Origin of the sequence: Streptomyces sp. GS7, assembly GCF_009834125.1 — a bacterium.
Lineage (GTDB): Bacteria > Actinomycetota > Actinomycetes > Streptomycetales > Streptomycetaceae > Streptomyces.
Genome location: NZ_CP047146.1, coordinates 2,839,308 through 2,852,164, shown reverse-complemented (window position 1 = coordinate 2,852,164; position 12,857 = coordinate 2,839,308). Strand labels below are relative to the sequence as shown.

Below are 12,857 nucleotides of genomic sequence, written 5' to 3'. Positions count from 1 at the left end.
GGCTCAGGCGTGCTGCGGCATCTCGTTCTTGAGGGATGACCGGATCTGCTCGCGCAGCTCGGGGCCGTCCGTGTGGCCGTGTACGGATACCGCGTGCTCGCTGGCGGCGCGGACCACTTCCTCCTCCTCGCCGGCGATGACGAGGGTGCAGTGCGTCTCGCTCGGGTGATCCCGGCAGTCGATCTTCTTGCGCATGATCCACCTCCTCGCCTCCAGTGTCGGCCCGGCCGCGGCGCGCCGCCGTCCGTATACGGGGAATCGCGTATGGCGCTCCGGCCGCCCGAGCTGTTGCAGTGGAGGCAGGCGAGGAGGTGACGGCCATGGCGACGTCCGCCCGTGTCGTGCCCGGCGGCGCCCGGGGCGGCGACGCTGCCCGGGACGGGCAGGTGCAGGACTTCCTGGAGCGGGTGATCACCGACGGCGGGGCCGCGGTCGCCGGCCTGTGCACCTCCCTGGGCGACCGGCTCGGCCTGTACCGGGCGATGGCCGGCGCGGGTCCCCTCACCTCCGTGGAGCTCGCCGCCCGCACCGGGCTGGTCGAGCGCTACGTCCGCGAATGGCTGGCCGCGCAGGTCGCCGGCGAGTACGTGACGTACGCGCCCGACGCCGGCACCTACCTCCTGCCCGACGCGCACGCCGCCGTCCTGGCGGATCCGGAACTGCCCAGCCACGTAGCCGGGTTCTTCACCATGCTCCAGGCCCTGTACGCCACCGAGGACGCCCTCATGGACGCCTTCCGCACCGGCGAGGGGGTGGGCTGGGAGGAGCACGGGCCGGCGCTGTTCGCGGGCACCGCGAAGTTCTTCCGGCCCGGCTACACGGCCGCGCTGGTACCGGAGTGGCTGGCCTCGCTCGGCGGTGTGGTGGACAAGCTGGAGCGCGGCGCGAAGGTCGCGGACATCGGGTGCGGCTACGGCTACGCCACCGCGCTGATGGCGCGGGCCTTCCCGCGGTCGCGCTTCGTCGGGTACGACTTCCACCGCCCGTCCGTCGAGGCGGCCCGCGGCGTCGTGGCCAAGCAGGGCATCGGCGACCGGGTCCGCTTCGAGGTCGCAACGGCCCAGGACTTCCCCGGTGAGGACTTCGACCTGATCACCTTCTTCGACTGCCTGCACGACACCGGCGACCCGGGCGGCGCGCTGCGGCACGCCGAGCACGCGCTGGCCGAGGACGGCGTCTGCATGATCGTGGAGCCGAACGTGTCGTCGCACGACGAGGAGAACGCCAACCCCATCGGCCGGGTGCTGACCGCGGCCTCGGTCGCCGTCTGCCTGCCGTCCGCGCTGGCCCAGCACGGTCCGCAGGCGCTGGGAAACCACGCGGGTGAGGAGGCGATGCGGGGCATCGCCGACGCGGCCGGGCTGCACCACTGGAGGCTCGCCGCCCAGAGCCCGGTCAACCGCGTCTATGCCGTCGGGCGTTGACGCGCCCGACGCCCCCGGCCGGTCTTCCCCCGGCCGGCCGGGCGGCCTCGGCCTCCGGGGCGGCCTTCCGGGCCGTCCCGGACCGGCCTTGACCCCGGCCGCCGTGCTCGGCACGCTGGTCGTATGAGCGCTGCCGCGGAGGCCGGCCTGCGGCGCATCCTGTCCGTCGTGGACCTGCTGATCGACGCCGTGGACGAGGAGTCCCTCGTGCCGGCGCTGCTCCCGCTGCTGCTCGGCGCGCTGCCCGGCGACAGCGTCATCTGGTCGCCCCGGCCCGACCTGCTCCACCCGCGGCGCACGCTGCCGGACGACCTGCTGAGCCAGGACGTCGTGGATGCCTTCGACCGGGAGTGGCGGACCGACTCGTTCGTGCGGCACACCCGCCTCGGCAGCGGCACCCCGATGCGCCGCTCGACCCTCCAGAGCCGCGCCGAGTTCCACGCGATGCCCGCCTACACCGACGTCTACCGGCCGTTCGGCGCCGAGCGGCAGCTCGCCATGTCCTTCCCCGCGGGCTACGCCGCCGGCGTACCGCGGCGGGTCTGCGTGGTGGTCAGCCGCGACGCGCACGGCAGCGACTTCGGCGCGGCCGACGTGATCGCCGCCGGCCTGCTGCGCACCCGCCTGAGCCATGTCCTCAACCGGCTGGCCCCGCCGGCCCCCGCGCCCGACCTGATCACCCGGCGGGAGTCCGCCGTACTCGGCCTGCTCGCCCACGGCCTGACGAACCAGCAGATCGCCCGCCGCCTGGCGATCAGCCCGCGCACCGTCGACAAGCACCTGGAGCACGCCTACGCGAAACTCCGTGTCGGCGGCCGGGTGGCGGCGGCGAACGCCTGGCTGATGCGCGGCACGGACCCGGTCCGCGGCATCGGGGCCTTACGGGCCACCGGGGCCGCCGCCCCCGGCAGCCGTACGGCGGGCTGAGACGGGCGTACGGGCTGCCGCCGGTCCGGCCACTCCCCGCGCCCCGCGAACACCTCCGCGGAGGCCGGCAGGACGACCGCCGCGGTGCCGCCGCTGCCCATCGGCACCGGCGTCCCCGCCGCCGGCGATCCGTCCTCGACGGCCGCCCGGAACACCGCCCGCACCAGCCGGTGCCTGACGCTGCCGGTGGGGTGCGCCGACTCGTCCTTGAGGTGGATGTCGACGTCCGGGAGGGCGGACAGGCGCGGCGGAAGCAGCGGTGTCGGGGCGCCGCCGTCCCCGTCGGCGGCGAGGCGGGCGCAGCGCCTCCGCGGCCCAAGTGCCGTGATTCGGGGACGAGTTCGCAGCCATGGACCGGTCTCCAGGCCATGTCCGCGGCGCCGTTGACCCGTGCGTCTCCCGGGCGAAGGGCGTGCGCGACGCCGGCCCGTCAGATGCCGATCGGCCCCGGGTCGATCAGCCCCATGGTCATCCACTGCTCCGGTGCCGTCAGCGTCCGGAAGCCGACCTTCTCGTAGACGCCGTGCGCGTCCTTGGTGGCGAGCGTGAGCCGGGACAGCCCGAAGGGAGTCAGGTGCGCGGCGATCGCCTCGACCAGGCCGGTGCCCAGGCCCTTGCCGCGGTCGTCGCGGCAGACGTAGACGTCGCAGAGCCAGGCGAAGGTGGCATAGTCGGTGACGATCCGGGCGTATGCCGCCTGACGGCCCGAACTCTCCTCGTAGAGACCGAAGTTGAGCGAGTTCGCGAGGGCCCGGTCGTGCATCTCGCGGGTGCGGCCCAGCGCCCAGTGGGTGTCGGCGGACAGCCAGTCGTGGACCAGGTTGGCGTCCAGGCGCGCCGGGTCGGTGGAGATCTCGTAGCCGTCGAGGGCGTGATCGGTCATGCCGGGAGGTTGGCAGAAAGGCGGGCCCGGAGTCGAACCGGTGGACGAGACGGCCCGCCCGCTCCCGCGGGCCGGCGCTCACTCCACCGGCACCCCCAGCTCCCGGCAGGCCACCCGGAGCCGGCGGACGCCCTCCGACAGTTCGCCGGTGCCGCCCGCCGACGCGAAGCTCAGCCGCAGATGGGCGGCGGGCGGTTCGGCGGCGAAGTACGGGCGGCCGGCCGCGACCGCGACGCCCGCACGCAGCGCCGCGCCGGTCAGCGCCGCCTCGTCGGTGCCGTCCGGCAACCGCAGCCAGAGGTGGTAGCCGCCGGGCGCCGCGGGGTGCCCGAGCCCACGCGCGGCGAGGCCGGGCAGCTCCCGGTGCAGCGCGGCCAGCACGGTCTGCCGACGGTCCGTCAACTCCTGGGCGATCGACCTCAGATGGCGGGGCCAGGCGGGCGACCCGACGAGTTCCAGCGCGGCCTCCTGGAGGGGCCCCGGCACGAAGAAGCTGTCGACGACCTGGATGGCGCGCAGCCGGTCCAGGACCGGGCCGCGGGCCGCCAGCGCCCCCACCCGCAGGCTCGGCGAGGTGGCCTTGGTGAGCGAGCGGACGTGGACGACGGTGCCGTCCGTGTCGTCCGCGAACAGCGTCGGCGGCAGCGCGGGCGCGTCGCCGTGGACCAGCAGCCGGGCGAAGTCGTCCTCGATCACGAACGCGCCGGCCGCGCGCGCCACCCGCAGCACCTCGCGCCGCCGCTCCCCGGCCAGCACCGCGGCCGTCGGGTTCTGGAACAGCGGCTGGCAGACGAACAGCCGGGCGCCGCTGGCCCGGAAGGCGTCGGCGAGCAGATCGGTCCGCACCCCGTCGGCGTCCATCGGCACCGGTACCGGGCGCAGCCCGGAGGCGCGGGCGACGGCCAGCATCCCGGGGTAGGTCGGGGACTCGACGAGCACCGGGGCGCCGGGCGCGGCGAGCGCGCGCAGCGCGGCGGTCAGCGCGCTCTGGCCGCCGGCGGTGATCAGTACGTCACTGGCCGCCGGCCCGCCCCGGGGGCCGCCGATCTCCCGCGCGAACCAGGCGCGCAGCTCCGGGACCCCGTCCAGCGGCGGCCGGTTCCAGGCGCCCGGCCGCCGCCCGGCCCGGGCCAGGGCCGCGGCGAGGGCGCGTTCGGGCTGGAGGTCGGGGTGCAGGTAGCCGCTGTTGAGCTCGATGACGCCGGGCGCGGGGGCGGCGAGGGTCGCCAGCACGCCGGACGCGTCGACGCTGCGCGGGACCTGGTCGCCGGCCGGTTCGGCGCTCAGTGCGATCTCCTGCCAGGAGGTGTCGACCGGCCCGGCGGCTTCGCCGCGTGGCTCGGCGCGGAAGGCTCCGGCGCCGGGGCGGGTGACGACCAGGCCCTCGGCGACCAGCTCGGCGAGGGCCCGGGAGACGGTCACCGGGCTGACCCGGTGCCGTTCGACGAGCACCCGGCTCGACGGCAGCTTCTCACCGGGTGAGTAGCGCTTCAGCTCCCTACGGAGGATCGCGGCCAGTTCGGCACCACTGCTACGCTCTTGCATGAGAGCCAACGATAGCGCTACCACCCTCGATGCGATAGCGGTCACCGCCCCGGAGCCGCCGCGCACCCCGCAGCCCGCGGCGGCCGGCACGCCCCGCTCCGGCGCCCTGCTCGCCGCCCTCGGTGTCGCCGCCTTCTCGCTCACCTTCCCGGCGACCGCCTGGGCGCTGGAGGGCATGGGCCCGTGGACCGTGGTGATGCTGCGCAGCGTGCTAGCCGCGGCGCTGGCGGGCGGCTGCCTGGCGGCCCGCCGGGTCCGCGTCCCGGAGCGGCGCCACTGGGCGGGCATCGCCGTCGTGGCCGGCGGTGTCGTCCTCGGCTTCCCGCTGCTGACCACACTCGCGCTGCAGACCTCCACCACCTCGCACGCGGCCGTCGTGGTCGGCCTGCTGCCGCTGACCACCGCCGCCTGCTCGGCCGTACGGACCGGTGCCCGGCCCTCCCGGATGTTCTGGATCGCCTCGCTGGCCGGCGCCGCGGTGGTCGTCGGCTTCGCGGTGCAGCAGAGCGGCGGCGCGCCGAGCACCGGCGACCTGTACCTCTTCGCGGCGCTGCTGGTGTGCGCGGCGGGCTACACCGAGGGCGGGCGGCTGGCCCGCCACATGCCCGGGTGGCAGGTGATCGGCTGGGCGCTGGTGCTGGCGCTCCCGGTGACCGCGGTCGGCACGGCGGTGGCGCTGCCGGCCGAGCCGCCGCACTTCACGGCGCACGCGGTCGCCGGACTGCTGTGGCTGACGGCCGGCTCGACGTTCCTGGGCATGGTCGTGTGGTACCGCGGGATGGCCGCCATCGGCGCCCCCAAGGCGAGCCAGATCCAGCTGGCGCAGCCGCTGCTGACGCTGGTCTGGTCCGTGGTGCTGCTCGGCGAGCGGCTGCCGCCGGCCGCGCCCGCGGCGGCGCTGGCGGTCCTGGCCTGCATCGCCGTCACCCAGCGCGCACGGTGCTGACCGGGTTCGGGCCGGGCGCCGCACCGCTCTCCGGGTGCGAGCGGCGCCCCCGGACGTAAACTTGCGGCGATGGCGGGTTACGCCGTCCGGGCCGTCCCAGGTCCGTCATCCGCTGGCCGCCCACCGCCCGGCCGTCGCGCAGTCGGCCGTGCGGTCGTACGGCCACTCGACGCGGGAGGACACCAGATGCAGGCGAAAAAGGGCGACAGGCTGCTGGTGCACGGCAGGACCGTCGGGCATGGCGACCATGTCGTCGAGATCGTCGAGGTGCTGGGGACGAACGGCGAACCGCCCTTCCGCATCCGCGCCGAGGACGGCCACGAGACGATCATGTGGCCCGGCCCGGACTGCGTCGTCCAGCACCCCAAGACCACCCGCACCCACACCACCGCGTAGCGGCGCCGCCCGCCACGCCGGCGGCGCGGCGCGCGCCGCCTACCGTGCCGCGCCGCCGTAGTGGTCCCGGACGACCCGCGCCAGCGCGCCCAGCGGGTCCCGGACCACGTCCTTCGCCGAGAAGTAGACATGGCCGCCGATCTGCGGGTAGCGGCGGGCGAAGGCGACGTGCCGGGAGAGTTCGGCGGGGTTCCGCCAGGCTGCGGGGTCGGCCGTCCGGCCGGCCTTGTACAGCGCCTCGCCGATGTAGACGTCGACCTCGGTGCCGGCCGCCGTCCGGGCCCACCACGACACCAGCTCCGCGTAGTCGGCGGCCGGGAAGCCGAGGGGCCAGTACACCTGCGGCACGATGTAGTCGATCCAGCCCTCCCGCACCCAGCGGCGGGTGTCGGCGTAGAGATCGTCGTAGGTCTGCACCCCGGCCTCGGTCCGCGAACCCCGGGGGTCCGTGGTGCGATTGCGCCAGACCGCGAACGGGCTCACCCCGAACCGCACCCGCCGCCCCAGCCGCTCGCTCATCCCCCGCACCAGGCGGTCGGTGTTCGCCCGCCGCCAGTCACCGCGGTGCACGAAGTCCGCGCCGTACTCCTCGTACGCCGCGTCGTCGCAGAAGGACTCGCCGGCGACCGGATACGGATAGAAGTAGTCGTCGAAGTGCACCCCGTCGACGGGGTAGTGCCGCACCGCGTCGAGCATCGCGTCCTGCACGAACCGGCGGACCTCCGGCAGCCCGGGGTTGTAGTAGAGCTTGCCGCCGTACGGCACCACCCACCGCGGGTGGCGGCGCGCGGGGTGGCCGGGCGCCAGCCGCCCGGGGTCGGCGTGGTTGGCCACCCGGTACGGGTTGAACCAGGCGTGCAGCTCCAGATCACGCCGGTGCGCCTCATGGACCGCGAAGCCGAGGGGGTCCCAGCCCGGGTCGCGGCCCTGCGTGCCGGTCAGACACTGCGCCCAGGGCTCGTACGGCGACGGCCACAGCGCGTCGGCCGTGGGCCGCACCTGGAAGAACACGGCGCCGAGCCGCCGTTCGACCGCCACGTCCAGCAGTTCCACCAGTTCCCGCTGCTGCTCCGCGCGCCTCAGCCCCGGCTTCGAGGGCCAGTCCAGGTTGGCGACCGTCGCCAGCCACATCCCCCGCATCTCGCGCCGGACCACCCCGTCCGCGCCCGCCTTCGTACCCGGCGCCAGCAGCCAGGAGGCCGCTCCCGCCGCCGCCGCTCCGAATCCGCGCCGTGTCATCCCTCGCACCAATAGCCCCAGTTCATCCGTTTCATCCTGTTCCGAAGGCTCAGAATGCCTGCCCCGGCGCCCTCGTCCCAGCACCTCGCGGAGTAACGTCGGGGCCGAGGCGGGCGCCGGACCCTTACGGCGTACCGCCGGTCCTGAAGATCAGCGAAAGGCACGAGGTGACGGACTCATTCGCCGACATTGCACGCGTCGGAGTGGTCGGCTGCGGCCAGATGGGCGCAGGCATCGCCGAGGTGTGCGCCCGCGCCGGGCTGGACGTCATGGTCGCGGAGACCACTGGCGAAGCACTGGAGCTGGGTCGCACCCGCTTGACCCAGTCCCTCGGCAAGGCCGCCGAACGCGGCAAGATCACCACGGCGGAGCACGACGCGACGCTCGCCCGACTCAGCTTCACCACCGACCTCGGCGAGTTCGCCGACCGCGACCTGGTCATCGAGGCCGTGGTGGAGAACGAGCAGGTCAAAACGGAGATCTTCCAGGTACTCGACCAGGTGGTGACCCGCCCGGACGCGATCCTGGCCTCCAACACCTCGTCCATCCCCCTGGTGAAGCTCGCCGTGGCGACCTCCCGCGCCGACCAGGTCATCGGCATCCACTTCTTCAACCCGGCGCCGGTCCAGAAGCTCGTCGAGCTGATCCCGGCCCTGACCACCGCCGAGGAAACCCTCAAGCGCGCCGAGTCGCTGGTCCAGGACGTCCTGGGCAAGCACGCCATCCGCGCCCAGGACCGCTCCGGCTTCGTGGTGAACGCGCTCCTCATCCCGTATCTGCTCTCCGCCATCCGGATGTTCGAGTCCGGCATGGCGAGCCGCGAGGACATCGACAACGGCATGGAGATGGGCTGCGCCCACCCGATGGGCCCGCTCAGGCTCTCCGACCTGATCGGCCTCGACACGGTGGCCTCGGTCGCCGCATCCATGTACGAGGAGTACAAGGAGCCGCTGTACGCCGCTCCCCCGCTCCTCCAGCGGATGGTGGACGCGGGGCGGCTGGGGCGGAAGAGCGGGTCGGGGTTCTATTCGTACTAGGGAGTGCGGCGAGGCTGCCAACTGGCGCTGTTCCAGGGCGAGTTCGTATGGAGCAGCGCTGGCGGCGACGCGGCGGGGCTGGCTCTTGCCGCCCCCGCCGGGCCCTCCCGGAGCATCACCCGGAGGTATAGGGGGATCGCCGAGATAAGCCCAAAAGGGGCCACAGGATGATCTTGAAGCCCTGAGATCACAGCCCGTCACCCGTTTCATCTCGGCTTCGTTGGTGTGATGTTGAGCCTGTCGTCTGAGGCCGGGGCGGGATTGTGACCTCGATCGAGCGGACCGCGTATCCGCGGTTCAAGCGGCTGATCACCGCACATGAGCTGCATCTGTTCTTCGCTCACGAACGCGGTGATCTTCCACGACGCCCTGGACATCGCCGAGATCGTCCGCCAGCTACTGGAAGAGGGGTGGGAGATCCATCCCGAGGACCTGGCCCACATCGCGCCATACCCGACCGAGCACATCAAGCGGTTCGGCGAGTACAGCACGCACGAACTCGGCATCGAGCCCGAGGCGTACGACCCCAAGCTCGACGTCGACTTCACCCAGCTACGCGACCAGGAACCGGCCGCCTCCGGCTTCGGCGAGCGGGATCTGCTCGTCGGGGCGGACGGGGTCGGCTCCGCGGTTCGCCAGGTGCTGACGCCGCGGACCAACCCGAGGGACACCGGCGTTCGGTTCGTCATCGGCCGCACGCCGCTAACGGAGCAGTTCGCCGGCCTGTCCCGGGCCTACGGCGGGAAGATCGTCGGGGGCGGAGTGAGTCTGTTGCTCGGGGCGATGCGGTTCCCCATTCCGCCAAAGGAAGCGGCGGAGAAACTGGCACCCGAAGTAACGCTCCCTGACATCCATGACTACGTGCGCTGGGCCATGGTCCTCCCGCCGAACGGCTCTCTCGACACCTCGACGGCACAGGAGACCGCGCTGTCCAGGATGAAAGGTTGGCATCCGGACCTGCGGGCGCTCATCGAACAGGCCGACCCGGACAACAGCACCCTGCTGCCCATCGGGGTGGTCGAGCCAGGTGAGCGCTGGGCGCCCGGTCCGGTCACGCTGCTCGGTGGCGCCATCCACGCCACCCCTCCGACCGGCGGCAACGGTGCGAACACCGGCCTGCGCGATGCCGACCTGCTGGGCCGCTGCCTAATTGAGGCCGCCGAGGGCCGTCAAGATCCTCTCACCGCAGTCGACAGCTACGAGCGCCAGATGTTCGAGTACGGGGGCGAGGCCGTGCGGCACAGCCTCGCCGCGCTACCCGCCTTCGTACCGAACCTGGAACGACCCGAGCCGGCATAGGTCCAGAACCTCCCGGCCACGCCCTCAAGGCCGAACGGCACGTTTCCGGCGTGTTCCGGCTGGCCTCCTTGCAGGTGGGCCGCCCGCCGGGTTCTCCCGACCGGCCGCCCTGTCGTCAAACGACGAATGACCGCCCCTTCACCTGCTGATCTCGTGTTCCCGCTGGTCCGTGGAGCCTGAGCTCACGACTGGTCGGGCGGCACAGCTCCCTTCTCGCTCTGGAAAAGCTGATCCACGACGCCCAGCACCGCGGCACGAGCCTCGGGCGAGAGCTGTCCGGCGCGCATCGCGATCTCCTTGACCCCGTGTTCTTCTTGGAGCCGGCGCCAGAGATCCGCGTCCGCATTCATTTCCTCGGGCTGAGCCTCGGCAGCGTCGGTAGCCGGCTTGGCGTCGACACAGCCGTCCTCCAGCATTCGCAGCCGGCGTTCGACCGCGAGGACGGCAGGGTCGTCGTCCGGTTTGAGGAAGTAGTCCACGTGCTCGACCTCGAAGAGCTCGGCGAGGCTTTGCGCCTTCTCGACGGAGGGCACGGACTTCCCATTGCGCAGCTTGCGGATGTACTGGGGGCTCACTCCCACGTGTGCCGCGACTTCCGCGTCGGTGTAGCGCTGCCGGCCTTTGGGGCGCGCCGTGTCCACCAGACGTTGAAGACGGCGCCCGAACAACTGGGCAGTATCAGCCCCTTGATTGGGCGACGCTGTCGACTCCTGCCGGTGATTGGTCACAAATGTGGATCGTAGGCGGCAGTGATCGGCTCTGGAAGCTGAATAGCAACAATCGTTTCGCCGTCCGTACCTCGACCGCAAGCACTCAGCCATCTTCGGACCACTGGAACGCAGCCGATACCCCGGCTGCCTCATGCACAGCCCTCTGGGTTCCCGCTCACCGGAGGTGCTGCCGAATGACCCGATAGAGAAGGGAAGGTCGGAAACCCATGCTTCATGGTGGAAGTAACCAGGGCTGCGAACATGGCGCGGTTCGCGAACCGCGCACCCGCTCATCGGCTGGCGGCGGCTCTGGAAGCGGGCTCGCTCAGTGCCCAAGGGCTCCGGGTTACATTCGGCAACGACGTCCCGGACAGGGCAGTGGACTGGGCACGTACGCTCCTGGCGATGGAGATCATGTTCGCCAGCGATCTCGTTGGTTATGTCAAGGGCACGTGGCCTGAACACCGTGAGAGTGTCGGGCGCGCATTCAGAACCAGCCACTCTCATCGAGCACGCTGACCAGTGATGATGAGGCGTTCTAGGATCGGCCGTCAGTGGCGGTCAAAGACGCGTACAGAAACGGAGACTGCACGTTGCTGAGTTACCTCTCACCCGGTCTCCGGATGTGCCGCATCGCCTCCCCGGGCTTGGCGGCGCTGCCCCAGCATTGTGCGCGTCACGCGTCCATCAACGCCGCGGAGTTAGGTCTCTCGGCGGCTTCATGAAGGGACGCCGCTGCCAGGTTCTGTGTCCTGCCGGTCCAACAATCGCTGGAGATCCGACCACGATGCGCTGGAGGCGATTGCGCCGTCGATGCCAGGAGGTAATTGACGGGCTTCCGCTGCCCGTACCCTTCTCTGCTTCTCAACTGTGCGCCCGGCTCGCCGTGCAGCGAGGCCGTCCCTTGCACCTACGGCCGTTTCCCACGCCGGTGGTTCCCGATATGCCGACCGGTATCTGGCTGGCGACCGAGCACGAGGATTTCATCCTCTATGACGCCCAGACCAGCCCACTGCACCAGGAACACATCATTCTGCACGAGGTCGGACATCTGGTCTGCGACCACCGATCCATGGGCGGGGAACAGCATCTGTATCGGCAGATCAACCTTGCGGACCCGGCTTCCATTCGACAGGCCCTGCCCCGCGCCCGCTACTCGGACGAGCAGGAACAGGAAGCGGAGATGATCGCCAGCCTGATTCTGGAGGGCGCCGACCGCCTTGCCGCCCCGACCCTGCTGTCTGGGATGCTGGGCGGGCTGGAATCCGCGATGGGGCTGCGTAGAGCTCGCCATCGAGGATCATCGTGCTCACAGGACTAGAGGGCACCGGGATCATCACGCTGTGGGCGGTGGCCGTCGTCCGCGCCCCGCAAGGTGTCCGCAGTCGGGAGCAGCGCCCCTTGTGGTTCGCGATCGTCATGATCGCGCTGGCCATGTCAATGCATCTGGATCCCGTCACCACGGTTCTGGCCCACGTGGGCCCCAGCGCCCACTGGATCGATCTGACTACTCATCTGTTTAGCATCGTCGACGGTGCCGCCGTACTGTGGTTCATCCTCCAAGCCGCAAGACTCCAGCAGCACACTGTTTTGGTGTTCGGTGCCGCGATCGCGGTCATGGTCGCATTGGTGCTCCTGGACGTCGGTGCCACCCCACATAACCGCAATCAGATCGCTTCCTCACCGGACATCCCCAGTGTCCCGGACTCCTACTGGTGGATATTCTTCGCCTTCCACTTGACCGCGGATACCACCTGCGGGCTGGTGTGTTGGCGACACAGCCGTCGGGGCAGCATTCCCCAATCCCTCCGTTACGGATTGCGGCTGTTCGGCACGGGCATCCTCCTGGCCACTCTGCTGTGGGTGCTCAAGCTCGGGTACCTTGGGACCCGCTCAACGCTCTTCGACCCATTGTTCTCGCCCATCACTGGTGCCGAGGCCTTGTTCATCGCGGCCGGTGCGGCGTTGCCGTTCCTGATCCAGATTCGCGCTCTGTTGCGGTACCGCAGGTCTCACCGCGGCTTGGCCCTGCTCTGGCGAGACTTGGCCGCCGCCGCTCCCGATGTAGTGCTCTCACCAGGCAACCCCTTGCGTGCCGCGGCAGTGCCGATCCAACTGCGCCTGTACCGAAGGGTGATCGAGATCAGGGACGCCATGATCGTGCTGCGCAGCTATGTCGCGGAAACCACCGTCGACCAGGTGCGCCGGCACGTCACCGCTCACGCCGTCCCCGAGAACCAGGTCGACGCGCACATCACCGCCTGCTGGCTCACCGCAGCATTGCGCTCCCGGCGCATGGGCCAGACCCCCAAGGCCCAATCACTGAAGCTCACCGGGGGCGGCGCACACGACCTCACCGAGGAAATCAGCTACCTGCTCCGGATCGCCGCCGCCTACCGATCGTCGGTGGTCCACGACTACCGGGCCCTGCAGTCGGGCCCGAATCACTAG

Annotated in this window: 13 protein-coding genes; 8 read left to right on the top strand and 5 right to left on the bottom strand. The window is 71.3% G+C overall.

All coding sequences use genetic code 11. From position 1 onward, the window contains the following. Positions 1-3: 3 nt before the first annotated feature. Positions 4-195, bottom strand: coding sequence for a DUF1059 domain-containing protein (locus tag GR130_RS12295; protein ID WP_159504762.1), 192 nt, complete (start codon positions 193-195; stop codon positions 4-6). A gap of 125 nt (positions 196-320) precedes the next feature. Here GR130_RS12295 and GR130_RS12290 point away from each other — a divergent pair, with 125 nt between their 5' ends. Continuing rightward, entirely contained in the window at positions 321-1,424 is a 1,104-nt protein-coding gene (locus GR130_RS12290) for a class I SAM-dependent methyltransferase (protein WP_159504761.1), read from the top strand. A gap of 123 nt (positions 1,425-1,547) precedes the next feature. Further along, entirely contained in the window at positions 1,548-2,351 is an 804-nt protein-coding gene (locus tag GR130_RS12285) for a helix-turn-helix transcriptional regulator (RefSeq protein ID WP_159504760.1), read from the top strand. Positions 2,352-2,781: 430 nt separating this feature from the next. On the opposite strand, the gene GR130_RS12280 is transcribed toward GR130_RS12285, so the two are convergent. Together GR130_RS12280 and GR130_RS12275 are read right to left on the bottom strand one after the other, a co-directional pair. Further along, positions 2,782-3,234: a GNAT family N-acetyltransferase gene (locus tag GR130_RS12280; RefSeq protein ID WP_159504759.1), complete on the bottom strand. Its 453-nt coding sequence runs from the start codon at positions 3,232-3,234 to the stop codon at positions 2,782-2,784. A 78-nt stretch (positions 3,235-3,312) separates the two neighbouring features. Beyond that, positions 3,313-4,779, bottom strand: a complete 1,467-nt coding sequence (locus tag GR130_RS12275) for an aminotransferase-like domain-containing protein (protein WP_159504758.1) — start codon at positions 4,777-4,779, stop codon at positions 3,313-3,315. On the opposite strand from GR130_RS12275, the gene GR130_RS12270 reads away from it, so the two are divergent. Together GR130_RS12270 and GR130_RS12265 are read left to right on the top strand one after the other, a co-directional pair. Then, positions 4,778-5,725, top strand: coding sequence for a DMT family transporter (locus GR130_RS12270; RefSeq protein ID WP_159504757.1), 948 nt, complete (start codon positions 4,778-4,780; stop codon positions 5,723-5,725). The genes GR130_RS12275 and GR130_RS12270 overlap by 2 nt on opposite strands. Before the next feature lie 186 nt (positions 5,726-5,911). Beyond that, positions 5,912-6,121: a DUF1918 domain-containing protein gene (locus GR130_RS12265; RefSeq protein WP_159504756.1), complete on the top strand. Its 210-nt coding sequence runs from the start codon at positions 5,912-5,914 to the stop codon at positions 6,119-6,121. A gap of 39 nt (positions 6,122-6,160) precedes the next feature. On the opposite strand, the gene GR130_RS12260 is transcribed toward GR130_RS12265, so the two are convergent. Beyond that, entirely contained in the window at positions 6,161-7,360 is a 1,200-nt protein-coding gene (locus GR130_RS12260; RefSeq protein WP_201304866.1) for a glycoside hydrolase family 10 protein, read from the bottom strand. Between the two features lie 143 nt (positions 7,361-7,503). Here GR130_RS12260 and GR130_RS12255 point away from each other — a divergent pair, with 143 nt between their 5' ends. Next, a complete protein-coding gene (locus GR130_RS12255; RefSeq protein ID WP_159509920.1) occupies positions 7,504-8,397 on the top strand; it encodes a 3-hydroxybutyryl-CoA dehydrogenase in 894 nt (297 codons plus the stop codon). A gap of 318 nt (positions 8,398-8,715) precedes the next feature. Next, positions 8,716-9,696 (top strand): FAD-dependent monooxygenase, encoded by a 981-nt coding sequence (locus GR130_RS12250; RefSeq protein WP_236572992.1) that lies wholly within the window; start codon positions 8,716-8,718, stop codon positions 9,694-9,696. A gap of 182 nt (positions 9,697-9,878) precedes the next feature. Here the strand turns inward: GR130_RS12250 and GR130_RS12245 are convergent, their stop codons facing one another. Continuing rightward, entirely contained in the window at positions 9,879-10,424 is a 546-nt protein-coding gene (locus GR130_RS12245) for a helix-turn-helix domain-containing protein (protein WP_159504754.1), read from the bottom strand. A gap of 925 nt (positions 10,425-11,349) precedes the next feature. On the opposite strand from GR130_RS12245, the gene GR130_RS12240 reads away from it, so the two are divergent. After that, complete coding sequence (locus tag GR130_RS12240) at positions 11,350-11,727, top strand: hypothetical protein (RefSeq protein ID WP_159504753.1); 378 nt, start codon at positions 11,350-11,352, stop codon at positions 11,725-11,727. Next, on the top strand, positions 11,712-12,857 hold the full coding sequence (locus tag GR130_RS12235; protein WP_236572991.1) for an MAB_1171c family putative transporter: 1,146 nt from the start codon (positions 11,712-11,714) through the stop codon (positions 12,855-12,857). The genes GR130_RS12240 and GR130_RS12235 overlap by 16 nt, the downstream gene beginning before the upstream one ends.